The organism is Halomonas sp., from assembly GCF_033549285.1.
Lineage (GTDB): Bacteria > Pseudomonadota > Gammaproteobacteria > Pseudomonadales > Halomonadaceae > Halomonas.
This window is the reverse complement of sequence record NZ_JAWSUJ010000013.1, coordinates 25,917-49,670: the sequence shown is the minus strand read 5'-3', so window position 1 is coordinate 49,670 and position 23,754 is coordinate 25,917. Positions and strand designations below refer to the sequence as shown.

General features: G+C 67.3%; 23 protein-coding genes. 15 read left to right on the top strand and 8 right to left on the bottom strand.

What is annotated here, in order from left to right; genetic code table 11:
* The 3 genes from SCI24_RS04905 to dctP form a co-directional block, all read right to left on the bottom strand.
* Positions 1-1,335, bottom strand: coding sequence for a TRAP transporter large permease (locus tag SCI24_RS04905; RefSeq protein WP_318724315.1), 1,335 nt, complete (start codon positions 1,333-1,335; stop codon positions 1-3).
* 1 nt (position 1,336) lies between these two features.
* Complete coding sequence (locus SCI24_RS04900) at positions 1,337-1,858, bottom strand: TRAP transporter small permease (protein WP_318724314.1); 522 nt, start codon at positions 1,856-1,858, stop codon at positions 1,337-1,339.
* 65 nt (positions 1,859-1,923) lie between these two features.
* On the bottom strand, positions 1,924-2,925 hold the full coding sequence (gene dctP / locus SCI24_RS04895; RefSeq protein ID WP_318724313.1) for a TRAP transporter substrate-binding protein DctP: 1,002 nt from the start codon (positions 2,923-2,925) through the stop codon (positions 1,924-1,926).
* 199 nt (positions 2,926-3,124) lie between these two features.
* Here dctP and SCI24_RS04890 point away from each other — a divergent pair, with 199 nt between their 5' ends.
* Positions 3,125-3,796 carry a GntR family transcriptional regulator gene (locus SCI24_RS04890; protein WP_318724312.1) on the top strand — a complete coding sequence of 224 codons (672 nt, stop codon included), beginning with the start codon at positions 3,125-3,127 and terminating at the stop codon, positions 3,794-3,796.
* 37 nt (positions 3,797-3,833) lie between these two features.
* Here the strand turns inward: SCI24_RS04890 and SCI24_RS04885 are convergent, their stop codons facing one another.
* Positions 3,834-4,340 (bottom strand): methylated-DNA--[protein]-cysteine S-methyltransferase, encoded by a 507-nt coding sequence (locus SCI24_RS04885; RefSeq protein WP_318724311.1) that lies wholly within the window; start codon positions 4,338-4,340, stop codon positions 3,834-3,836.
* A 91-nt stretch (positions 4,341-4,431) separates the two neighbouring features.
* Entirely contained in the window at positions 4,432-5,316 is an 885-nt protein-coding gene (locus tag SCI24_RS04880) for a DMT family transporter (RefSeq protein ID WP_318724310.1), read from the bottom strand.
* 123 nt (positions 5,317-5,439) lie between these two features.
* Between SCI24_RS04880 and SCI24_RS04875 the strand changes: the two genes are divergently transcribed.
* The 6 genes from SCI24_RS04875 to SCI24_RS04850 all read left to right on the top strand — a co-directional run bounded on the left by SCI24_RS04875 (position 5,440) and on the right by SCI24_RS04850 (position 11,125).
* Entirely contained in the window at positions 5,440-6,372 is a 933-nt protein-coding gene (locus tag SCI24_RS04875) for a LysR substrate-binding domain-containing protein (protein WP_318724309.1), read from the top strand.
* Between the two features lie 37 nt (positions 6,373-6,409).
* Positions 6,410-7,879 (top strand): protein adenylyltransferase SelO, encoded by a 1,470-nt coding sequence (locus tag SCI24_RS04870; protein WP_318724308.1) that lies wholly within the window; start codon positions 6,410-6,412, stop codon positions 7,877-7,879.
* Between the two features lie 226 nt (positions 7,880-8,105).
* Entirely contained in the window at positions 8,106-8,963 is an 858-nt protein-coding gene (locus SCI24_RS04865) for an ABC transporter substrate-binding protein (RefSeq protein ID WP_133636015.1), read from the top strand.
* A gap of 61 nt (positions 8,964-9,024) precedes the next feature.
* Entirely contained in the window at positions 9,025-9,693 is a 669-nt protein-coding gene (locus tag SCI24_RS04860; RefSeq protein ID WP_318724307.1) for an amino acid ABC transporter permease, read from the top strand.
* A 19-nt stretch (positions 9,694-9,712) separates the two neighbouring features.
* Positions 9,713-10,453 (top strand): amino acid ABC transporter ATP-binding protein, encoded by a 741-nt coding sequence (locus tag SCI24_RS04855; protein ID WP_318724306.1) that lies wholly within the window; start codon positions 9,713-9,715, stop codon positions 10,451-10,453.
* A gap of 3 nt (positions 10,454-10,456) precedes the next feature.
* Positions 10,457-11,125 (top strand): amino acid ABC transporter permease, encoded by a 669-nt coding sequence (locus tag SCI24_RS04850; RefSeq protein ID WP_106230754.1) that lies wholly within the window; start codon positions 10,457-10,459, stop codon positions 11,123-11,125.
* 131 nt (positions 11,126-11,256) lie between these two features.
* Here the strand turns inward: SCI24_RS04850 and katG are convergent, their stop codons facing one another.
* From katG to SCI24_RS04835, 3 genes are all read right to left on the bottom strand, one after another.
* Positions 11,257-13,437 carry a catalase/peroxidase HPI gene (katG, locus tag SCI24_RS04845; RefSeq protein ID WP_318724305.1) on the bottom strand — a complete coding sequence of 727 codons (2,181 nt, stop codon included), beginning with the start codon at positions 13,435-13,437 and terminating at the stop codon, positions 11,257-11,259.
* Positions 13,438-13,760: 323 nt separating this feature from the next.
* The gene (locus SCI24_RS04840; protein ID WP_318724304.1) at positions 13,761-14,159 is read right to left on the bottom strand and encodes a cupin domain-containing protein; all 399 of its coding nucleotides are present in this window, start codon (positions 14,157-14,159) and stop codon (positions 13,761-13,763) included.
* A 213-nt stretch (positions 14,160-14,372) separates the two neighbouring features.
* Entirely contained in the window at positions 14,373-15,323 is a 951-nt protein-coding gene (locus tag SCI24_RS04835; RefSeq protein ID WP_318724303.1) for a LysR family transcriptional regulator, read from the bottom strand.
* A 224-nt stretch (positions 15,324-15,547) separates the two neighbouring features.
* Here SCI24_RS04835 and SCI24_RS04830 point away from each other — a divergent pair, with 224 nt between their 5' ends.
* From SCI24_RS04830 to SCI24_RS04795, 8 genes are all read left to right on the top strand, one after another.
* Complete coding sequence (locus tag SCI24_RS04830; RefSeq protein ID WP_318724302.1) at positions 15,548-17,047, top strand: CoA-acylating methylmalonate-semialdehyde dehydrogenase; 1,500 nt, start codon at positions 15,548-15,550, stop codon at positions 17,045-17,047.
* Between the two features lie 192 nt (positions 17,048-17,239).
* The gene (locus SCI24_RS04825) at positions 17,240-18,478 is read left to right on the top strand and encodes an ABC transporter substrate-binding protein (protein ID WP_318724301.1); all 1,239 of its coding nucleotides are present in this window, start codon (positions 17,240-17,242) and stop codon (positions 18,476-18,478) included.
* Between the two features lie 57 nt (positions 18,479-18,535).
* Positions 18,536-19,405 (top strand): branched-chain amino acid ABC transporter permease, encoded by an 870-nt coding sequence (locus SCI24_RS04820; protein ID WP_318724300.1) that lies wholly within the window; start codon positions 18,536-18,538, stop codon positions 19,403-19,405.
* Positions 19,402-20,346 (top strand): branched-chain amino acid ABC transporter permease, encoded by a 945-nt coding sequence (locus tag SCI24_RS04815; protein WP_318724299.1) that lies wholly within the window; start codon positions 19,402-19,404, stop codon positions 20,344-20,346. The genes SCI24_RS04820 and SCI24_RS04815 overlap by 4 nt, the downstream gene beginning before the upstream one ends.
* Positions 20,343-21,113 (top strand): ABC transporter ATP-binding protein, encoded by a 771-nt coding sequence (locus SCI24_RS04810; protein ID WP_318724298.1) that lies wholly within the window; start codon positions 20,343-20,345, stop codon positions 21,111-21,113. The genes SCI24_RS04815 and SCI24_RS04810 overlap by 4 nt, the downstream gene beginning before the upstream one ends.
* A complete protein-coding gene (locus SCI24_RS04805) occupies positions 21,113-21,814 on the top strand; it encodes an ABC transporter ATP-binding protein (protein ID WP_318724297.1) in 702 nt (233 codons plus the stop codon). Before SCI24_RS04810 ends, SCI24_RS04805 begins: the two co-directional genes overlap by 1 nt.
* Before the next feature lie 134 nt (positions 21,815-21,948).
* Entirely contained in the window at positions 21,949-22,932 is a 984-nt protein-coding gene (locus SCI24_RS04800; protein ID WP_318724296.1) for a sensor domain-containing diguanylate cyclase, read from the top strand.
* 153 nt (positions 22,933-23,085) lie between these two features.
* Positions 23,086-23,673, top strand: a complete 588-nt coding sequence (locus SCI24_RS04795) for a peroxidase-related enzyme (protein WP_318724295.1) — start codon at positions 23,086-23,088, stop codon at positions 23,671-23,673.
* Positions 23,674-23,754 lie beyond the last annotated feature (81 nt).

Genomic DNA, 23,754 nt, shown 5'->3' with positions numbered 1-23,754 from the left:
TCAGCCCATGAGCAGGTCGGGCAGCCACAGGGCGATACCCGGGAAGAAGCACAGCAGGACGATCGCCAGCACCATGCACAGCGCATAGGGCAGGCTGCCCATCAGGATGTCGCGCAGCGAGATGTCCGGCGCGATGCCCTTGATGATGAACAGGTTGAGCCCCACCGGCGGGGTGATCAGGCCGATCTCCAGGTTGATGGTCAGCACCACCGCGAACCAGTAGGGATCGAAGTTCGCGGAGAGGATGATCGGCAGCAGGATCGGCGCGGTCATCACGATCACCGCCACCGGCGGCAGGAAGAAGCCGGCGACCAGCAGGAAGAGGTTGATCACCGCCATCAGCACCCAGCGGTTGACCTCCAGGTCGGCGATGGCGCCGGCCACGGTCTGGGTGATGAACAGCGAGGAGAGCGCGTAGGCGAACACCTCGGCGCAGGCGATCACCAGCATGATCATCACGCTCTCGCGCAGCGAGTCGCGCATGATCAGCTTGATCGGCCCGACCTGCCACATGCGGTAGATGACGATGGCCAGTGCCAGGCACAGGAAGGCGCCGACGCCGGCCGCCTCGGAGGGCGTGGCCACCCCGCCGTAGAGCGCGAAGAGGATGCCCACCACCACGGCCAGGAAGGGCAGCACGCGCACCAGCGCCTTGAGGTTGGTGTCGACGTTGGCCTTGATGGTCTCCTTCATCTGCCCGGCGGCCTGGCCCAGGGGGTTGTTGTAGCCCCCGGCCATCTTGCAGGCGATCACCGTCCAGATCATGAACAGGCCGGCGAGCATGAAGCCCGGCACCACGCCGGCGATGAACAGCCGGCCGATGGAGGTCTCGCTGGCGATGCCGTAGATGATCATGGTCACCGAGGGCGGGATCAGGATGCCCAGGGTGCCGCCGGCGGCGATGCAGCCGGCGGCGACGCCGTCCGGGTAGCCGCGGCTGCGCATCTCGGGAATGCCCATCTTGCCGATGGCCGCGCAGGTGGCCGGCGACGAGCCGGAGAGTGCCGCGAAGATCGAGCAGGCGCCGATGTTGGAGACCGCCAGGCCGGCGGGCAGGCGCCCCATCCACAGGTCCAGCGAGCGGTAGAGGTCGCGGCCGGTGGGCGATGAGGCCACCGCGGCACCCATCAGGATGAACATCGGGATGGCCACGAAGCCGAACTCGGCGAGGCGCTCGAAGAAGGTCTCGCCGAAGTAGGTGAGCTCCGGCAGGCCCCGGTCGTAGAGCAGGGCGACCAGCGAGACACCGCCCAGGGCGAAGGCGATGGGGGTGCCGATGGCCATCAGCGCGACGAGGGCGACGGCGACGATGATGCCGAGGGTGATCGGATCCATGTCAGGACTCCCCGCGCAGCATTTCGGCCACGTACTGCAGCGTCAGCAGGGTGGCGCCGACGGAGACGGGGAGCAGCGCCGGCCACAGGATGGGGTTCCAGACCGTGCCGGTGGTCCACTGGCCGTGGAAGGCCTCGGCCACGTAGATCCAGCTGCCGTAGGCCAGCGCCGCGCAGAAGGCGAAGCCGAACAGCGAGGAGACCCAGTACATGGCCTTGCGGGTGATGCCGCCGACCAGGTCGGGGAGCAGGGTGATGGCCACATGGCCACCGGTCATCAGCACGTAGGCGCTGCCCATCAGCATGGCCCCGGTGACCGAGAAGATGGTGAACTCCGTCTGCCAGCTGGTGCTCATGCCCAGCACGTAGCGCACGAAGACCATGTGGCAGATGGCCAGCACGCCGGCCACGAACATGACGGCGGCGAGGTAGGCCGAGGCGCGGGAGATGATATCCATCAGGCGGATGTAGCCGTGGATGAGGGGCGATCGTCTGGAGCGGGTCGAGGGGTTGGCCATGGCCATGTCGTCCTCCCGGAGTCAGGGACACCGGCCGCGGGGGCCGGTGTCGATGGCTGAGAAGAACCGGCTCACTCGACGGCCAGGGCGGCGTCGATCAGGGCCTGTCCGTTGGGGACGTTCTCGGCGAAGTTCTTGTAGGAGGTCTCCTTGGCGATCTCCAGCCAGGCGTTGTAGTCCTCCTCGCTCATGCTGACCACCTCGACGCCGTTCTCCTCGTACACCTCGACCATCTGCTGGTCCAGGCCGGCGGCCTCGGCGGCGAAGAAGGCCTCGGCCTCCTCGGCGGCGGCGCTCAGCGCCTGCTGCTGCTCCTCGTTGAGCCCCTCCCAGCTCTGCTCGGAGATCAGGATCGGCTCGTACATGAACCACAGGGCGTGCTCGCCGGGCTCGGTGAGGCACTCCACCTGCTCGTAGATGCGGTAGGAGACGAAGGACATCGACGAGGTGTTGGCGGCATCCAGCACCCCGGTCTGCAGCGCGGTGTAGATCTCCGAGGAGGGCATGGAGGCGATCGAGGCGCCGGCGCCCTCCAGCATCTGCTCGAAGGCCGGGCCGGCGGCGCGGAAGGTCTGGCCGTCGACGGTCTCCGGCGAGGTGATGCAGTTCTGGCTGGAGGCGAAGCCGCCGGCCAGCCAGGCGTCGGCCAGTACCCGGGCGCCGCCCTCGTTGATCACGTCCTTGATCATGCCCATGAACTCGGAGTCGTTGAGGCGCTGGGCGTGCTCGTGGTTGCGCACCAGCCCGGGCATCAGGGTGGCGGAGAACTCGGGGTGGCGGCCGCTGGCGTAGTCGAGCGGCAGGGCGGTGATGTCCAGGCGACCGCGGGAGAGGGCGGCCCACTGCTCGCGTGCCTTGAACAGCGACTGGCCCGGGTAGACCTCGATCTCCAGGCCGACGTCGGCCTCGGCGACCTTCTTGGCCATCATCTGCACCATCTCGTCGCGCACGTCCCCCTGTCCGCCGGGGAACTGGTGGGAGGCGCGCAGCACGGTCTGGGCGGAGGCGGTGGAGCTTGCGGCGATGGCGGCCAGGGCCAGGCCCGCCACGACGGGAGTGAGTGAGGGTTTCATGGCATCTCCAGAGACGTTGTTGTTGTGGATTGTGGTGTTGTGGATCGCGTTGTTGTGGAGTGAAATGTCCATCAGCGTTGCTGATGTATACTTCAATAGACCCTTGGCTATACTAGTGTCAATTCGAGCGGGCTAGACAAAGGTGGAAGCCCTGCCGCGTTCAGCGTCGAACCGGTGCAGGGAAGGAGGGGGAAAGCGCATGAAACGCTCCAACGCCCAGCGGCTCCGTGATGCGCTGGAGGACGACATCATCAATGGCCGCCGGGCGCCCGGCGAGCGCCTCGACCCCGAGGCCCTGTGCCGCGACTTCGAGGTGTCGCGCACCCCGGTGCGCGAGGCCATCCAGCAGCTGGTGGCCAGCGGCCTGGTGACGGTGACGCCGAAGAAGGGCACCTTCGTGGCCCGGGTGGGCCTCGACCAGCTGGTCGAGATGTTCGAGGTGATGGCGGAGCTGGAGGGCATGTGCGGACGCCTAGCCGCGCGGCGTATCACCGAGGAGGAGCTCGGTGCCCTGCGCGAGGCCCTGGTGCGCTGCGAGGCCGCGGCGAAGGCCGGCGATCCCGACGAGTACTACTACGAGAACGAGGGCTTCCACCACGCCATCTACGCGGCGAGCCACAACGCCTTCCTGGCCGAGGAGGCGCGCCAGCTCAAGCAGCGCCTCAAGCCCTACCGGCGCCTGCAGCTGCAGGTCCGCAAGCGCATGGGGCGCTCCCTGGACGAGCACCGCGAGATCCTCGCGGCCATCGAGCACGGCGATGCCGAGCGGGCGGAGCGCCTGCTGCGCGAGCACGTGGTGATCCAGGGCGAGCGCTTCAGCGACTTCGTCTCCAGCGTGCGCCGTTTCGGGGCCCAGCTCGACGCCGTCTGACGGCGTCGTTCGCCCCGGGCGGACGCACTCCTTCCCCTCAGAGCAGCCCCAGCGGGACCTCTCCCGCCTCGTGGGCGAGCAGCCACTGCTTGCGCCCGATGCCGCCGGCATAGCCGGTCAGGCGGCCGTCGCTGCCGATCACCCGGTGGCAGGGCACCACGATGGCGAGGGGGTTCTTCGCGTTGGCGGCGCCCACGGCGCGCTGGCCCCCCTTGCAGCGCAGCTGCTCGGCGATCTCGGCGTAGTTGCGCGTCTCGCCGAAGGGGATGGTGGCGAGTGCCGCCCAGACCCGCTGCTGGAAGTCGGTGCCGGTCGGCGAGAGCGGCAGGTCGAAGTCATGGCGGGCCCCGGCGAAGTAGTCGGCCAGCTGCTCCCGGGCGCGTTCGGTCAGCGCGTTCGGCCGGGCGGGGACGTCCGCCGTCTCGACGAACTCGATCCCGGTGATGCCGGTGGCGCTGGCGTGGATGCGCACCAGGCCCAGGGCGTCGCTGCCCGGCGGGTGGTAGTGGTCCAGGTAGTGATCGGAAGAGACATCGCGGCTCATGGTCTGGCCTCCAGGGTGGCGAGCAAGGCCCTGCCTCGAGCAGGGCTTGCGGAACGGCTCTCCCCTGAGTGTATCGCAACCTGCCCCGCTGTCAGCGGGAGGCGGTCATGCTGCCGGCGAGCACCAGCACCGCCGCCACCGGCAGCCGCCAGTCCGGGGTGGTGACCCCGGCCAGCACCAGGAACAGCGTGGCGAGTACCGGCACGGCGTGGGCCAGGTTGCCGACCCGCTGGGCCTGGGGGTCGCGCATGGCGCGGTCCCAGGCGAGCATGGCGATGCCGTAGGGGCCCAGGCCCAGGGCCGCGGTGGCCAGCAGCGCCGGGGGCGAGGGCAGCTCGCTGACCCCCTCCAGCACCAGGCTGGCGAGGCCGGTCATGACGCTGGCGGTGAGCAGCAGGTGCGGCATGCGCTCGCCGAGGCGCCAGCCCGGGACCTGGCAGGCCAGGGAGTAGAGCGCCCAGCACAGCGCCGCTACAAGTGCCAGGCCGTAGCCGCCCCAGGCGCCGGAGAAGCCGCCCGCCAAGGCCTGGGGCGCGACCAGCAGCGCGGCGCCCGAGAACGCCAGCAGGGCCCCGCCGAGGGTGACCAGCGGCAGGCGCCCCAGCACCCGCCAACGGCTCGCAAGCAGGAAGAGCACCGGCCAGGTGTAGGTGATCAGCGCGGCCTCGGCGGGGGGCGCCAGCGAGAAGCTGGCGAAGCAGGCGCCCACGGCGCCGGCCATTAGCAGCGGCACCCCGGCATGGACCAGCAGGCCATGGCTCCCGGGGAGCCTCGCGCCGCGGCGATTCCCGCCACGTGCCATGGGCAGGGTGCCGAGCGCCCCGGCGAGCAGCGCCAGTGCCGCGAGGCGCAGCGGCGGAAGCTCTCCCGCCCCGGTGACCAGCAGCGGTACCAGTGCCCAGAGCATCACCGCCAGTGCGGCGGCGCTGCCACCGAGCCAGGGGGAGCGAATGAGCCGTGTGGTATGGAGCTGCATGGTCGTGGCCTCCGCTATCGTGTGGACAGGTGTGGGGGAGATGGTGCCGCCATGCTATCCATGCCATATTCATCACGATAACGATCTTTGTTGATCCAATTCATCAAGAATGGTGATGTATCCATGCGTGCCCCGACCCTCGACCTCGGCCTGCTGCGCACCCTGGTGGCCGTCGCCGACACCGGCAGCGTCACCGCGGCCGCGCGGCGCCTGGCCTATACCCAATCCACCGTCAGCATGCAGCTGCAGCGCCTCGAGAGCGCGCTGGGCGTCGCCCTGCACGAGCGGGAGGGGCGCCGCCTGCGCTTCACCGCCGAGGGGGACCGGCTGCTGGGCCACGCCCGCCGGCTGCTGGCGCTCAATGACGAGGCGCTGGCCGACATGCGGGCGCGGCGCGTCACCGGCGAGCTGAACCTGGGGATTCCCGAGGACTACGCCAGCCTGCTCACCTCGGTGTTCTCCTGGTTCCACCAGCTCTACCCCGAGGTGCGCCTCCAGGTGACCTGCGGCACCAGCGCCCACCTGATGGAGCGGGTACGCGCCGACGAACTGGACCTGGCGCTGGTCACCCGCCAGCGAAATTCGCCCGGTGGCGAGATGATCCGCCGCGAGCCGCTGGTATGGGCAGTGGGGCTGGAGCGTCAGCCCGCGCTCTCCGACCCGCTGCCCCTGGGGCTCTACTCCCCCGGGGCCGACCTCTTCCGCGAGGTGGCGGAGCAGGCGTTGGCCGCCGCCGGTCGCGACTGGCGGGTGGCCTACATGAGCCAGTCCATGGTCGGCCTGGGGCCGGTGGTGCAGGCGGGGCTGGCCATCGTGGTGGTGACCCGCAGCATGCTGACGCCACAGCTGCGCGCCCTGGACGAGTCGAGCGGCCTGCCGCCGCTGCCCGCCGTGGAGCTGGCCCTGCACCGGGCCGCACGGCGGCCCACCGAGCCGGCCCGGCGCCTCGCCGAGCTGATCCGCGAGCAGCTCTCGCCGGCCGACCCCCTCGCCTTAGGCCGGCGGGGTGGTGACAGGTCGAAAGCCACAATCCCGAGCGTTATACTCGGGTATTAATTCCCAGGCCCTGCCTCGGCCGTCGATCGGAGTCGCCATGTTTCCCGAGTTCACCCTTCGCTACGCGCGCCTGCCCGAGCACTTCTTCCTGCGCTTCGAACCCGTGCCCGTGAAGGCCCCGCGGCTGGTGGCCTTCAATCGGCCGCTGGCCGAGGAGTTGGGCTTCGACCTGGATGCCTTCGACGCGGACCAGGCCGCCGAGTGGTTCTCCGGCAACGCCGTGCCGCAAGGCGCCGAGCCCGTTGCCCAGGCCTACGCCGGCCACCAGTTCGGCCACTTCAACCCGCGCCTCGGCGACGGCCGGGCGGTGCTGCTCGGCGAGGTGGTCGACCGCGCGGGCCGGCTGCGCGACATCCAGCTCAAGGGGGCCGGCATGACCCCCTTCTCCCGGGGCGCCGACGGCCGCGCGCCCCTGGGCCCGGTGCTGCGCGAGTACCTGGTCAGCGAGGCGATGCATGTGCTGGGGGTGCCCACCACCCGGGCCCTGGCCGCGGTGACCACCGGCGAGCGGGTGTTCCGGCGCGTGCCGGAGCCCGGCGCCGTGCTGACCCGCGTCGCCGCCAGCCACCTTCGCGTGGGCACCTTCCAGTACTTCGCCGCGCGCGAGGACGTGGAGGCGGTGCGCACCCTGGCCGAGATGGCCATCGAGCGCCACTATCCCGAGCTCGCCGAGGTGGACGAGGGAGAGCGTTACCTGGCCCTGGTGGAGGCGGTGGCCGCACGCCAGGCGAGGCTGGTGGCCAGGTGGATGGGGCTCGGCTTCATCCACGGGGTGATGAACACCGACAACTGCAGCATCGCCGGCGAGACCATCGACTACGGCCCCTGCGCCTTCATGGAGGCCTATGACCCGACCACGGTGTTCAGCTCCATCGACGAGGGCGGCCGCTATGCCTATCGCAACCAGCCGTGGATCGCCCAGTGGAACCTGGCGCGCCTTGCCGAGACGCTGATTCCGCTGATCGATGTCGACCAGGAGCGCGCGGTGGCGCGCGCCACCGGGCTCATCAAGCGCTATGAGCCGCTCTACGAGGCCGAGTGGCTGGCGGTGATGCGCGAGAAGCTGGGGCTTGCGAAGGAAGAGGAGGGCGACCGCGCCCTGGTTGATGCCTTCCTCGAGGCCATGCAGGCCGGTCGCGCCGACTTCACCCTGGCGTTCCGCCGCCTCGCCGAGGCGGTGGAGGAGGACGCTCCCGCGCTGCTCGAGCGGTTCGGGAACGACGGGGGGCTGCGCGCCTGGCTGCCGCGCTGGCGCGAGCGACTGGCCCGAGAGGACGCCGGCCCGGCGGCCATCGCCGCGCGGATGCGCGCCGTGAACCCGCTCTATATCCCCCGCAACCACCGGGTGGAGGAGGCCCTGGCCGCCGCCGCCGAGGACGACTTCGCGCCCTTCGAGACCCTGCGCGAGGTGCTGGCCGACCCCTTCACCGAGCAGCCCGGTCGCGAGGCGTATGCCCAGCCGGCGCCGCCCACCGAGGCCGTCTTCCGTACCTTCTGCGGAACCTGAACGCCGCCATTCGCCAGGCAGACAACAAGACGCCCGGGTGCAGCACCCGGGCGTCTCTGTATAGGCCGTCCGGTTACTATCCCCGGTGGGGCTCTGGACGTGGCGGGAGCAGTCGTCATGCTGGATTGCTGCGCAGGGGCGTCCCTTTGGTGATTTGACAGTCGTGAAACGGCACACTCATATTGAAGTGGCGGAATAATAAAACTCACCAACACGCGAGAATGTCATGAAAGGAATAAAAGCATCGCTTCTGCCTGCCGCCCTGATGGGAACCATGGTCATCGGCAGCGGACTGGCCACGACCGCCTCTGCACAGGATCCCTACACGGTTGGTGTGGAGGCCTCCTTCCCGCCCTGGGCCTATGTCGAGGGGGGAGAATTCAAGGGCATTGCCATCGACGCCATGGAGGCGATTGCCGAGGAGGTCGGCATCGAGATCGAGTTCCAGGACATGCCTTTCCCGTCTCTGATTCCGGCACTGGCGGCGGAGAAGATCGATATCCTCGCCACTGGCCTCACCGTCACCGAAGAGCGTAGCGAAAACATCGATTTCACCATTCCCTGGTGGGAAACCAACGACGTGGTACTGGTGCCCGAAGACTCCGATCTAAACGTCTTTACCGCCGTATGCTGCGGGGCCCGTGTCGGTGTGCAGGGCGGCTCTTCCCAGCAGGCCTGGATGGAAGAGAACGTGGTGAATTCCAGCGATATCGACGTCGAGCTGGCCAAGTACGATAACTATGTCACCGCCGTGGATGACATGGCGATCGGTCGTATCTCCTCGGTCATCGTTGATGACACTTCTGCTCAGGAGTATATCAATTCCGGCAAGCCGGTGAAGATGGCGGGCAAGATCTATATCCGCGCACCGCTGGCGTTGGCGGTATCCAAGGACGACCCCCAGGAGATCCTCGGTGATCTGAACCAGGGGATCCTGGCCATCTATGAGTCCGGAGAGTGGGGGGAGATCGTCGACGAGTACATCCCCGGTGTCACCGTTCCTGCCATTCCGGGGCACATGCCCGATTTCGTCGACACCTACCAGAAACCGGTGGCCGGTCTTCCCGAGCTGGGTAACGAATAAGTCGCCGTGACATGGGCGCCCTCCCACCAGGGAGGGCGCCCGTCACGTCAGGGAAGTCGGCATGGACATCTACGACGTACTGCTACGAGATTTCCCCTTCCTGTTGAAGGGGCTGGGGGTGGCCATCGTGCTGTTGGCCGCCCTGTTGACGATCGGCTTCGTGCTGGGCATGGCGATCTGCCTGGTGCAGCTCTATGGCCCAAGGACCCGGCTGGTACAGTGGCCACTGACCCTCTATGAACGTGTGTTCAGGGGTGTGCCGATCATCATCATGCTGTTCATCTTCTTCTATGGCATCTCGGGTGTTATCGACATCTCGGCCTTCGGCGCCGCCATACTGGCCATGGGGCTACGTTCGGCGGCCTACCAGTCGCAGATATTCCGCAGTGCCTTCCAGTCGGTGCCAGCCGGGCAGATGATGGCCGCCCGAGCCATGGGCATGTCCAAGGTCAAGGCGATCCGCCATATCGTCTTTCCCCAGGCGGCGCGGCATGCCATCGGTCCCTGGACCAACGAGTTCTCCTCGGAGATCAAGGAGACCTCCCTGGCCTATGTCATCGGGGTGGTCGAGCTGACCCGGCAGGCGCATTACATCATTACCAGTACCCAGGGCAATGTGTTGACGGTATTTGCCGTGGTGGCGCTGCTGTATTTCATCCTCAACCGGACAGGCAACAGCCTGCTGTATGCCCTTGAACGCAAGCTGGCCGTGCCGGGCTTCGAAAAATGATGCGAGAGGAACGCCGATAATGGCCGACGATCTGATTCTGGACGTGCAGGATGTGAAGAAGGCTTACGACGGCCTCGAGGTGCTCAAGGGCATCGGCTTCAGTCTGAAAAAGGGTGAGACCAAGGTGCTGATCGGCCCCTCCGGCTCCGGCAAGAGCACCCTGCTGCGCTGTATCAATCATCTCACGGTGCCGGATGCCGGGCGCATCTACCTCAATGGCGATGAGGTGCTGGATTCCAACATCGACGCCATGCGGGCACGGATGGGGTTCGTCTTCCAGGACTTCAACCTCTTCTCTCACCTGACGGTGCTCGACAACGTGCGCATCTGCCAGATCAAGGTCAATGGTACGGACAAGGAAACCGCTACCCAGCGGGCGCATCGTGAACTGGAGCGGGTCGGCCTGGGTGACAAGGCCGCCGCCTATCCGGCCGAGCTCTCCGGTGGCCAGCAGCAGCGCGTCTCCATTGCCCGGGCCCTGGCGATGGACCCCGATGTGCTGCTGTTCGACGAGCCTACCTCGGCGCTGGACCCGGAGTTGACCGGCGAGGTGGTGAGGGTGATGCAGCAGTTGGCCATCGAGGGCATGACCATGGTGGTGGTCACCCACGAGATGAGTTTCGCTCGGCAGGCGGCCGACGAGATCATCTTCATGGAGAACGGCGTCATCGTCGAGCAGGGGCCACCCGAGACCATGTTCAACGACTCCACCCACGAGCGGACCCGGGCCTTCCTCAACGTCATCGCGGAGCACGGGTGAGCCATGCGGGAATTCATCGAGTTTGGCATCGAGTGGCTGCCTGAGCTTCTCAAGGGTGTACCGGTCACGCTTTCGCTGTGGGTGATCGCCATCACCCTGGGGTTTTTCCTGGGTCTGGTGCTGTGCTGGGCCAGGGTCTACGGCAACCGGCTCTTCTACTGGATCAGCACCGTCTACGTGGAGCTGTTTCGCGGCACGCCGATGCTGGTACAGATGTTCTTCATCTACCTGGGGCTGCCCCACGTGGGGATTGTCTTCGACGCCTTCACCGCCGCGGTGATCGCGATCACCCTCAACAGTGCGGCGTACCAGGCCGAGTACTTCCGCGGTTCGGTGCTGTCGGTGCCCAAGGGACAGCTTGTGGCGGCCAGGGCATGCGGGATGAGCCAATGGCAGGCGATCCGCCATATCATGCTGCCCCAGGCGCTACGCCGGGTGATTCCCCAGTGGTCCAACGAGGCGATCATCGAGCTCAAGTTCACCTCCATCGCCTATACCATCGGCGTGGTGGAGATCACGTCCATTGCCTCGGATATCGGGTCGCGCACCCTGGACTTCTTCCTGGTCTTCCTCTGGGCAGGGCTGATCTACCTGGTGCTCACCTCCACAGTGGCGAGCCTGCTGGGGCTCCTGGAACGACGCACCTTTGTGCCCGGGGTGACAACCCACTGACACTCCCGGGCTAGCCGAGCGATCTTGCTGGTCGGGCAAGAGGTCACGCAGAGGGGCAACAAGAAGACGCCCGGGTGCAGCACCCGGGCGTCTCTGTATGAGCCGGGCTGCGTGCCCGGCTTGGCCCACTATCAGGCCTGGAGCTTCTCCAGGTCGAAGCGGTCGGCGTTCATCACCTTGGTCCAGGCCTTGACGAAGTCCTTGACGAACTTCTCCTGGTTGTCGTCCTGGGCGTAGACCTCGGCGTAGGAGCGCAGGATGGAGTTGGAGCCGAACACCAGGTCGATGCGGCTGGCGGTCCACTTCACCTGATCGCTCTTGCGGTCGCGAATCTCGTAGAGGTTGTTGCCCGCCGGCTTCCAGGTGTTGGCCATGTCGGTCAGGTTGACGAAGAAGTCATTGGTCAGCTGACCTTCGCGGTCGGTGAACACGCCATGCTTGGTGCCGCCGTGGTTGGTGCCGAGCATGCGCATGCCGCCGACCAGCACGGTCATCTCCGGGCCGGTCAGCCCCATCAGCTGGGCGCGGTCGAGCAGCATCTCCTCCGGCTTGACCACATAGTCCTTCTTCTGCCAGTTGCGGAAGCCATCGGCGAGCGGCTCCAGGTACTCGAACGAGGGGGCGTCGGTCATCTCGTCGCTGGCGTCGCCGCGGCCCGGCGCGAAGGGCACCAGGATGTCATGGCCGGCGGCCTTCGCCGCCTGCTCGATGCCCACGCTGCCACCCAGCACGATGACGTCGGCCACGCTGGCGCCGCTGTCGGCGGCGATCTTTTCGTAGGCCTTGAGCACCTTGGCCAGGCGGTCCGGCTCGTTGCCTTCCCAGTCCTTTTGCGGGGCCAGGCGGATGCGCGCCCCGTTGGCGCCGCCGCGCATGTCGGAGCCGCGGAAGGTCCGGGCGCTGTCCCAGGCGGTGCTGACCATCTCGCCGATGGAGAGGCCGCTCCCGGCGATCTGCTTCTTGACCTCCTCGACGGAGTAGTTGGTGTTGCCGGCCGGTACCGGGTCCTGCCAGATCAGGTCCTCGTCCGGCACTTCCGGGCCGATGTAGCGCGACTTCGGCCCCATGTCGCGGTGGGTCAGCTTGAACCAGGCGCGGGCGAAGCAGTCCTTGAAGTACTCGGGATCCTGGCGAAACTTGTCGATGATCCTGCGGTAGTCAGGATGCATCTTCATCGCCATGTCCGCATCGGTCATCATCGGGTTATGGCGAGTAGACATGTCGGTGGCATCGACCGGCTTGTCCTCCTCCTTCATGTCCACCGGTTCCCACTGGTTGGCACCGGCGGGGCTCTTCTTGAGCTCCCACTCGTGGTCGAGCAGTGCATCGAAGTAGCCCATGTCGAACTGGGTCGGGTTCTTGGTCCAGGCACCTTCCAGGCCGGAGGTGACGGCGTTGGCTGCCTTGCCCTGCATGTTGGGATTGAGCCAGCCGAAACCCTGGGCTTCGACGTCGGCGGCCTCGGGCTCGGGGCCAAGGGCCTCGGCGTCGCCGTTGCCGTGGGTCTTGCCCACGGTATGGCCGCCGGCGGTCAGGGCCGCGGTCTCCTCGTCGTTCATGGCCATGCGGGCGAAGGTCTCGCGGACCTGTTCGCCGGTCTTGATGGGGTCCGGCTGGCCGTTGACGCCTTCAGGATTCACGTAGATCAGGCCCATCTGCACCGCGGCCAGCGGGTTCTCCATGGTGTCGGGCTTGTCGACGTCGCCGTAGCGCTCGTCGGAGGGGGCCAGCCACTCCTTCTCGGCGCCCCAGTAGATGTCCTTCTCGGGGTGCCAGATGTCCTCGCGGCCGAAGGAGAAACCGAAGGTCTTGAAGCCCATGGACTCATAGGCGACGTTGCCGGCCAGGATGAAGAGGTCGGCCCAGCTGATCTTGTTGCCGTACTTCTTCTTGATCGGCCACAGCAGGCGCCGCGCCTTGTCGAGGTTACCGTTGTCCGGCCAGGAGTTGATGGGAGCGAAGCGCTGGTTGCCGGTACCGCCGCCGCCACGACCGTCGGCGATGCGGTAGGTGCCGGCCGCGTGCCAGGCCATGCGGATCATCAGGCCGCCGTAGTGGCCCCAGTCGGCCGGCCACCACGCCTGGCTGTCGGTCATCAGGGCATGCATGTCCTTCTTGAGCGCGTCGAAGTCGAGCTTCTTGACCTCCTCGCGATAGTCGAAGTCCTCGCCCATCGGATCGGTCTTGCGATCGTGCTGATGAAGGATGTCCAGGTTCAGGGACTCCGGCCACCAGTCGGTGTTGGAATGACCGCTGGCGGTCTGGCCTCCGTGCATCACCGGACACTTGCCTGCGTTCTGCTGATCACCCATATCGCTCTCCAATCTGGCTTCGTTGTGTGAACTGCTACCTGTGTATAGACGATGGCAGTCCTGCGGGACAATGAGGCCGGTCAACCATCGGTCCCAAGCGGCCTGATGGCCGGGTCTCCTTGTCCTGTGCTTTCAATTTACGCCCCGGCGGTCCATTAGCTCAATGTGACATTGCCGACCATGTCGATAGCGAATATTTATCGCGCCGTCCATCCGGCGCTGTCTCGCCTGACAAGGGCACTCGGGCCGGGTTGGCGGAAGAAAGGGACCGATCGGGGCAGGCCCGATCGGTCCCTCTGTCGTCGCGATGCCAGGGCGTCAGCTCATTCGGGCTGGGATACCATGATGGGCTTATCCTCCGGGCCCACCTGGAAGACGATGAAGCTGGCGCCATCGCTGCTCATGGCCCTGGCGACCATCGGCCGGTCGGGGGGTTCGTAGAAGGCCTCGCCGGCGGCAATGCGCCTGGGGTCTTCTCCCTCGACATCGACCTCGATGCTGCCCTCGGTCACGTAGACGAAGACGTGTCCCGGATGGATATGGCGGTCCGTCACCCACTCCTCGCCCACATCGAAGCGCACGATGTTGGCCTCCATCCCCTCCTGGCCCTCGAGTGTCGATTTCAGGATCGAGGTCGTCTCGCCGGCGGCGAGCAGGGGCATGAGGGCCAGGGCAGCGACCAGGGCAGCGGCGGCGCCCATGGCTGTCCGGTGTGGATTCATGATCTCCTCCTTCCACCTGGGGTGGTAGTCGGATACGGGGGTGCCGTCGCAGGGAGCCTCGGCCGGGCGCGACTGACGACAGCCGACCAGGAACTCCCCACCGGCATCCCTCACTATAGTCCCGCCCAGGCGGACTCGCCCTGCGGCAAGCCGCCGGGGGCTCGTGCCCGAAGTCCTCGTGCTTTCGCGCTCCGGTATCCCGGAGGCGTGTGCTCAGGAGGAGCTGGCCGCGGGGACCAGCATCGTCTTCGCCTCGCCCATCAGGAAGGCGCGGTTGGTCTCCAGCGCCTCGCGCAGGAAGTCCCACAGCAGGCGTACCCGGGCCAGGCGGCGCTGCTCCTGGCGGGCGGTGATCCAGAACTGGCGGTCGATCGCCACCTCGTCCTCCAGCACGTTCACCAGCGACGTCGAGGCGCCGGCCATGAAGCAGGGCAGCACGGCGAGGCCCGCCCCGTGCAGGCAGGCGGCGTGCTGGGTGGTGACGCTGGTGCTGCGCATGGCGAAGTGCGGGCCCGGGTGGCCCACCACCGCCGGGTCGAGCAGCGGCTCCAGGTAGCTGAGCTGCTCGCTGAAGATCAGGTCGTCGACGTAGCCCACCAGGCGGTGCGCGCCCAGTTCGGCGAGCCGCCGTGGCCTGCCGTGGCGGGCGAGGTAGCCCTCGCTGCCGTAGAGGCGCAGCCGGTAGTCGCAGAGCCGCGAGATCACCAGGCCCGGGCTCACCGGGCGTTCCACGGTGATGGCCAGGTCCGCCTCGTGGCGGCTCAGGTTGACCACCCGGGGCAGGGCGAGCAGGTCGAGGGTGACGCCCGGATGGCGTTCGCAGAAGGCCGAGAGCAGCGGCGCGATCACCCAGGTGCCGAAGCCCTCGGTCACGCCGAGGCGGATCTGGCCGCTGATCTGGTGGTTCTTGTCGGTGAGGCTCTCGCCGGCCTCGAAGGCGTGGCGGGCCATCTCCTCGGCGTGGGCGAGCAGCTGCTGGCCGGCCTCGGTGAGGTGGTAGCCATGGGTGCTGCGCTCGAACAGCTGGGTGTTGAGCGCCTGCTCGAAGCGCCGGGTGCGCCGCGACAGGGTGGAGTGGTCGAGTCCCAGCCGGCGGGCGGCGTCGGTGAGCCGCTCGCTGCGCGCCACCTCGAGGAAGATCTGGATATCCTGCCAGTCGAGCATGAGCGTCTCCCGCGGCCTTGTGGTTGTGCATGGATGCACAAGCAATGTGCCCGAGTGCCCGTTGTCACGCCATCCGACGACTGTATAGACTCGATGTCACCACGGTTCGTGTATAGATACACATAAAGTCTAATGTCCCCGCCGCCGCGGCGCCTGACGATGGCCGAACAACGACAAGCCAGGCTCGCGGTCGGGGCAGGAACAGCACAGAGGAGCATGCCACCATGTCCGTTCGCGAGATTCCCATGTACATCGACGGCCAGCCCGTCCAGTCCCAGAGCCAGGAGTGGCGCGACGTGGTCAACCCGGCCACCCAGGAAGTGGTGGCGCGGGTGCCGTTCTGCACCGCCGAGGAGGTCGAGACGGCCGTGGCCAGCGCCAAGGAGGCCTTCAAGACCTGGCGCAAGGTGCCGCTGGCCAAGCGCATGCGCATCATGCTCAAGCTGCAGGCGCTGATCCGCGACAACACCGACGAGCTGGCCGCGCTGATCACCGAGGAGCACGGCAAGACCCTGCCCGACGCCGCCGGCGAGGTGGGCCGCGGCCTGGAGGTGGTGGAGCACGCCTGCTCGATCACCTCCCTGCAGCTGGGCGAGCTGGCCGAGAATGCCGCCAGCGAGGTGGACGTCTACACCCTCAACCAGCCGCTGGGCGTGGGCGCCGGCATCACCGCCTTCAACTTCCCCATCATGCTGCCCTGCTTCATGTTCCCGCTGGCCATCGCCACCGGGAACACCTTCGTGCTCAAGCCCTCCGAGCAGGACCCGAGCTCCACCATGCGCCTGGTCGAGCTGGCCCACGAGGCCGGCATCCCGGCCGGCGTGCTCAACGTGGTCCACGGCGGCCCGGACGTGGCCAACCAGATCGCCGACCATACCGACATCAAGGCGCTCTCCTTCATCGGCTCCACCCATGTCGGCTCGCTGCTCTACAACCGCGCCGCGGCCGCCGGCAAGCGCATGCAGTCGATGATGGGCGCCAAGAACCACTGCGTGGTCATGCCCGACGCCAACCGCAGCCAGGCGATCAACAACCTGCTGGGCTCCGCCTACGGTGCCGCCGGCCAGCGCTGCATGGCCAACTCCGTGGTGGTGCTGGTGGGCGAGGCCCGCGAGTGGCTGGACGACATCGTCGAGGGCACCCGCAGCATGAAGGTGGGCCCCGGCACCCAGCGTGATGCCGACCTCGGCCCGCTGGTCTCTCCCCAGGCCAAGGAGCGCGTGGAGCGGCTGATCGCCGCCGGCGAGAAGGAGGGCGCCAAGCTGCTGGTCGACGGCCGCGGCTGCCAGGTGGAGGGCTATCCGGACGGCAACTTCGTCGGCCCGACCCTGTTCGCCGACGTGAAGCCCGAGATGACCATCTATCGCGAGGAGATCTTCGGCCCGGTGCTCTGCGTGGTGAGTGTCGACACCCTGGACGAGGCGATCGAGTTCATCAACGCCAACCCCAACGGCAACGGCACCTCCATCTTCACCAACTCCGGCTGGGTGGCGCGCCGCTTCGAGAGCGACATCGACGTCGGCCAGGTGGGCATCAACGTGCCGATCCCGGTGCCGGTCGCCTACTTCAGCTTCACCGGCTCTCGCGGCTCCAAGCTCGGTGACCTGGGCCCCAACGGCAAGCAGGCCATCGCCTTCTGGACCCAGACCAAGACCGTCACCGCGCGCTGGTTCGAGCCGGAGAACGTCTCCAGCGGCATCAACAGCACCATCTCGCTGAGCTGATCCCGGCCCGCTGCGAGGCTATCGGCGGCCCCGTCTCGAGAGAGGCGGGGCCGCCGTCGTTGCGGGGCCTGCGTTGATGGAAGGGCGGGCAGGGCGTTTGACAGGGGCATGACGTCATACCTATAGGATATGGACCGCCGCCCATCCGGGTGGCGAGCTCACCCGACAACGACAAGACAAGAGGTGGAGAGCATGTTCAGCCAGACTCGCACCATTCCCCGGCCCCGGCGGCTGTGCGCCGCCGTGTGCCTGGCCCTCGGGCTCGGCGTGGCGGGGAGCGCCACCGCCCAGGAGCCGGTCCGCATCGGCGCCATCTACATCATGTCCGGTTCCCCCTCGGTCTACGGCCAGTTCGCCCAGCAGGGCATGCAGCTCGCCGTGGACGAGATCAACGAGGCGGGGGGCATTCTCGACCGCCAGGTCGAATTCGTGCTCGAGGACAGCCAGATCAAGGCCGATGCTGCCATCCAGGCCGCCCGCAAGCTGGTCTACTCCGAGCAGGTGCACGGCCTGATGGGCCTGGACAGCTCCGGCGTGGCCACGGGCGTCGTCCCGGTGGTGCCCGAGCTGCAGCGGCCCTTCATCATCACCCACGCCGCCACCCCGGACGTCACCGGCAAGCTCTGCAACCGCTACACCTACCGGCTGAGCGTCAACATCAGCCAGAACACCAGGGCGGCCGCCGAGATCGCCGCGGAGACCGGCGCCAGGCGCTGGACGACCATCGGGCCGGACTACGCCTTCGGCCACCAGTCCTGGGAGTTCTTCGGCGACTACCTCAAGGAGCTCGACCCCGAGGTGGAGCTGATGGAGCGCACGGCCTTCCCGCGCTTCGGCAACGAGGACTTCACGCCCTTCATCAACAACGTCATGGATGCGAAGCCCGAGGGCGTGCTGGTCTCGCTGTGGGGCGGCGACCTGGTCAACTTCATCCGCCAGGCCAACAACCTCGGCTTCTTCGAGCAGGACTTCGAGGTGCTGATGACCCTGGGCGGCGCCACCGAGGTGATGTCCGCCCTGGGCAGCGACATGCCCGAGGGGATCTGGGTCGGCACGCGCTACTGGTTCGCGGCCCACGAGAACGCCACCAACGACGCCTTCGTCAGCGCCTACATGGAGCGCTTCGGCAACCCGCCGAGTTACAACGCCCAGGGCGCCTATGCGGGCATCTACGCCTACAAGGCCGCCATCGAGGAGGCCGGCTCCACCGATCCCGAGGCGATCACCGATGCGCTCTCCGGCCTGACCTTCCAGGCCCCCAACGGCCCGCTCACCTTCCGCGAGGGGGACCACCAGGCCGTGGTCGGCCCCACCTGGGGGCAGACCGCCGAGGTCAGCGACGAGTACGGCGTGCGCATGCTCGACCCGATGAAGACCTTCGACGGCGACCTCGTGACGCCCGACGTGTCGGAGACGGGCTGCTCGCTCTGACACCGCCTGCCGGCCGCCCGTCCCGGGCGGCCGGCCCGACCCATCCGGGAGTCCACGATGCAGAGCTTCATTGCCGCGCTGCTCAACAGCCTCGACATCGCGCTGCTGCTGTTCGTCATCGCCGTCGGCCTCAACATCATCTTCGGCGTGCTCAACGTCATCAACTTCGCCCACGGCGCCCTCTACATGCTGGGCGCCTACTTCGCCTATACCGCGATGGGGCTGCTGGGGCTCTCCTTCTGGCTGGCGCTGTTGGTGGCCCCGCTGCTGGTGGCCGTGGTGGCGATCGCCATCGAGCGGCTGATGCTGCGCACGGTCTATGACCGCCACATCACCGACAGCCTGCTGCTCACCTTCGCCCTGCTGCTGATCATCGACGAGTCGGTGAGGATGATCTGGGGGCCCTCCATCCAGGTGGTGAACCCGCCGGCGCTGCTCGCCGGGACCGTCTCGGTGCTCGGCGTGAACTATCCCCTCTACGGCCTCTTCGTGATCGCCGTGGGGCTCGCCATGATGCTGGGCCTGTGGCTGCTCTTCACCCGCACCCGCTTGGGGCGCATCGTGCGCGCCGCGGCCCTGGACCGTGAGATGGCCCAGACCCTGGGGATCAACGTGCCGCTGGTGATCACCGGCGTGTTCGCCTTCGGCGCCTGGATCGCCGCGGTGGGTGGCGTGGTGGCCGCGCCCATGCGGGCCATCGGGCCGGCGATGGGCGAGAAGATCATCATCGAGTCGTTCATCGTGGTGGTGATCGGCGGGCTCGGCAGCTTCCCCGGCACCCTGCTGGGTGCCCTGGTGCTGGGCGGCATCCACGGCTTCGGCGGACGCTTCCTGCCCGAGATCAACCTGGTGCTGCCCTACATCGGCATGGCCCTGGTGCTGCTGCTCAAGCCCCAGGGGCTGATGGGCAAGGGGGCGAGCGCATGATGACACGACTGCTGATCGCCGGGCTGCTGGCGCTGGTGCTGGCCGCGCTCTTCCTGCTGCCCTATGGGGTCTCCTACTTCTACATCTTCGTCGCCACCGAGATCCTGATCATGGGACTCTTCGCGGCCAGCTTCAATCTGGTGTTCGGCTACACCGGGATGCTCTCCTTCGGCCATGCGGCCTTCTTCGGGATGGGCGCCTACACCACCGCCATGCTGCTGCTCCACCTGCAGGTGCCGCTGGTGTGGACCCTGCTGGCGGCGATGCTGACCTCGATGCTGCTGGCCGCGGTGATCGGCTTCTTCTGCGTGCGGCTCAACGAGGTCTACTTCGCCATGCTGACCCTGGCGTTCGGCATGATGGTGTTCTCCGTGGCCCACCAGTGGCGCAGCGTGACCAACGGCAGCGACGGCATCACCGGCTTTCCCCTCACCGAGTTCGGCCTGGGGCTCGACCTGCAGCTCGCCAACCCGCTGGTCTACTACTACGTGGTGCTGGTGGTGGTAGTGCTGGCCGCGGCACTGCTCTACCTGGTGACCCGATCGCCCTTCGGGCTGATCCTCAGGGCCATCAGCGAGAACCCGGAGCGGGTCTCCTTCTGCGGGCTCAACGAGCGGCGCTTCCGGCTGATCGCCTTCATCGTGGCGGGGCTCTTCGCGGGGCTCGCCGGGGGGCTCTTCGCGCCCTTCAACCGGGTGGCGAGCCCCGACATGATCCACTGGAGCCACTCCGCGGAGGCGGTGCTGATGACCATCCTCGGCGGCTCGGCCTACTTCCTGGGGCCCTTCTTCGGCGCCATGGTGTTCGTGCTGCTGGAGACCTGGATCACCAGCTACACCGACCACTGGATGCTGTTCCTCGGCATCATCCTGGCGCTGATGGTGATGTTCTTCCGCCGCGGTATCCTCGGGACCGTGCTCGACCGGGTGCTGAGACGATGACCGAACCACTGCTCTCGATCCGCGACCTCACCAAGACCTTCGGCGGCGTGCATGCCGTGGACGGGGTCTCCCTCGACGTGCGCCCGCGCGAGACCGTGGCCTTGATCGGGCCCAACGGCGCGGGCAAGACGACCTTCTACAACATGATCTCGGGGCGCATGACGCCGACCTCGGGGAGCATCCACTTCGACGGCGAGGAGATCACCGGGCTGCCGCCGCACCGCATCAGCCGGCTGGGCATCTCCCGCTCCTTCCAGATCACCAACATCTTCCAGGAGCTCACGGTGCGCCAGAACGTCGAGGTCGCGCTCACCGCCTTCCACGGCAAGGCGCTCGCGATGCTGCGCCTGGCCTCCCGCGACCGCGAGATCATCGACGAGGCCCAGGGCCTGCTCGAGCGGCTGGGGCTCGAGGCCCTGGCGGGTCAGCGTGCCGGGGTGCTCAGCTACGGCGACAAGCGCCTGCTCGAGATCGCCATCGTGCTGGCGACCCGCCCGCGCCTGGTGCTGCTCGACGAGCCCACGGCGGGCATGACCCCGGAGGAGACCCGCCACGTCACCCAGTTGATCCGCAGGCTCGCCGACTCCGGCGACTACACCTTCCTGGTCACCGAGCACGACATGAGCGTGGTGTTCGGGATCGCCGACCGCATCCTGGTGATGCACCGCGGCCAGCGGCTGGCGGAGGGCACGCCGGAGGAGATTCGCAACGACCCCGAGGTGAAGCGCGCCTATCTCGGCGAGGAAGAAGAGGAGGCGGCATCCTGATGCTCAAGGTCGAGGATATCCACACCTACTACGGCGAGAGCCACGCGTTGCAGGGCGTCAGCCTGGAGGTCGAGGCCGGGGAGGTCGTCTGCCTGCTGGGCCGCAACGGCGCCGGGAAGAGCACCACGCTCAAGAGCATCATGGGAGTCACGCCGCCGCGGCAGGGCAGGGTGCTGTTCGAGGGCCAGGACATCCGCGGGATGCCGGCCCACCGCATCGCCCGGCTCGGCATCGCCCTCGTGCCGGAGGACCGGCGCATCTTCCCCGGGCTCAGCGTCTACGAGAACCTGGAGGTGGCGATGCAGCCCGGCCACCGGGGCGAGCGCCGCTGGACCCCGGAACGGGTGCTCGACACCTACCCGATGCTCGCGGAGCTGCGTCACCAGGACGGTGCCACCCTCTCGGGCGGGCAGCAGCAGATGCTGGCGATCGCCCGGGCCCTGGTGACCGAGCCGCGCCTGCTGCTGCTCGACGAGCCCAACGAGGGGCTGGCCCCGGTCATCGTCCACCAGATCGGCGAACTGATCGACGACCTGGCGAGCACCACCACCATCCTCTTCACCGACCAGAGCGTGCCCTTCGCCCTGCGCCATGCCCGCAAGGCCTTCATCCTCCAGAAGGGACAGGTCGCCTACGCCGGCACCACCGCCGAGCTGCGCGAGAACCCCGAACTGCAGGAGCGCTATCTTTCCGTGGCCTGACAGGCTGGCCAGGCTCCAGTCTCCGCTCCCTTCATGAAGCGGCGTCGCGGCGTTGTGTTTTCGCGTCGTGGATGAAAGGGTGGGCGTAGCCTTTTGGTGTCAATACGTGAGGAAAGGGACAGGGAGCCGTCGAGATGTTCGAGCTGAAGCTGGATGATGAGGAGGGCCGAGTCCGCGCCCTGGAGCGCCTGGACATCCTGGACAGCGAGGAGGATGCGGTCTTCGAGAACGTCGCGACCCTTGTCCGTCAGGTCCTCAAGGTGCCAATGAGCGGGGTTTCGCTGATCGATCGGCGTCGCCACTGGTTCAAGGCGAGACGCGGTATCGGCGTGCAGGAGTTCGCCCGCGAACTGTCCTTCTGCGCCAGGACCATCGACCAGCCCGACGTGCTGCTCATTACCGATGCGCGAGCAGACCCGCTCTATGCCGAGCATCCCTTCGTGGTGGGGGAGCCCCATGTCGTGTGCTATGCCGGGATCCCGCTGACCACGCCGGATGGGTACAACATCGGGAGCCTCTGCGCGATGGGCACCGCGCCACGAGCGTTCACGCCCGAGGAGGTCGGTATCCTGTCCAGCCTCGCAAGGATCCTGATCGACAGCATCGAGCTGCGCCAGACGGCCTCCTCGGACGCACTCACCGGCGCCATGAACCGCCGTGGGTGGATGACAGGGGCGAAATCGGAGCTTCGACGTGCGGCGCGCTACCGGCACCCGGTGTCCCTGGCCATCATGGACATCGACATGTTCAAGTCGGTCAACGATACCTGGGGGCATCCTGCCGGGGATATCGTGATCGCGGCGCTCGCCGACCTGACGATGGACCTGGTTCGTGACTCCGACCTGTTCGGCCGGCTGGGCGGGGAGGAGTTCGCGCTGCTGATGCCGGAAACGTCGCCGGACCAGGCCGCGGCCGCGGCCGAACGCATCCGCGCGAGCTTCGAATCCCTGCCCCTCGACATCAGGAAGGGGCGCCCGATCACCTGCACCGTCAGCATCGGCGTCACGTCGCTCTGCGCACCAGACGATACGCTCGAGCAGATGCTGGAGCGCGCCGACCAGGCGCTCTACCACGCCAAGAGTGGCGGGCGTAATCGGGTGACGTGCTCGAGCGAGTGACGCCGGTCAAGCCTCCTCTCGGCGACTGATGCCGTCGTTCGATCCTGTCCTTGCAGTCCTGGCGCGCGGGTTCGACCTTTGGGTGCGTGTGTGACGTTGACGTTAACTGCTATCTTGACCGCGTCGAGAACAACCATGACGCCTGGAGCCTCCATGTCCGCGCCGATCAGCCGCTTCCCCATCCCCGAATCGATCCACGACCTGCCCGACGACCTCCGCGACGCCATGCTGGCAGTGCAGGAGAAGGCCGGCTTCGTGCCCAACGTCTTCCTGATGCTGGCCCACCGGCCGGCCGAGTTCCGCGCCTTCTTCGCCTATCACGATGCCCTGATGGAGCGGGAGTCCGACACGCTCACCAAGGCCGAGAAGGAAATGATCGTGGTGGCCACCAGCGCCCGCAACCGCTGCCTCTACTGCGTGGTGGCCCACGGCGCCCTGGTGCGGATCTACAGCAAGGATCCGCTGCTCGCCGACCAGGTGGCGACCAATCATCGCACCGCGCCGATCAGCGAGCGCCATCGCACCATGCTGGACTTCGCCCTCTACTGCGGCCTGGAGGTGGGAGAGCTCACCGACGAGTGGGAGGCCCGCCTGAAGACGGCCGGGTTCACCCACCACGACATCTGGGATATCGGCGCCATCGCCGCCTTCTTCGGCCTCTCCAACCGCCTGGTCACCCTGACCGGCACGCCGCCCAACGAGGAGTTCTACCTGATGGGGCGGGTGCCGCGGGAGAAGTGAGAGTCAGCCTGTGACAGACAAGTAGCGTCGCACCTGCCCAGAGACAGTCGATTGCTGTTACCGTCACTAGCGATGGCACGG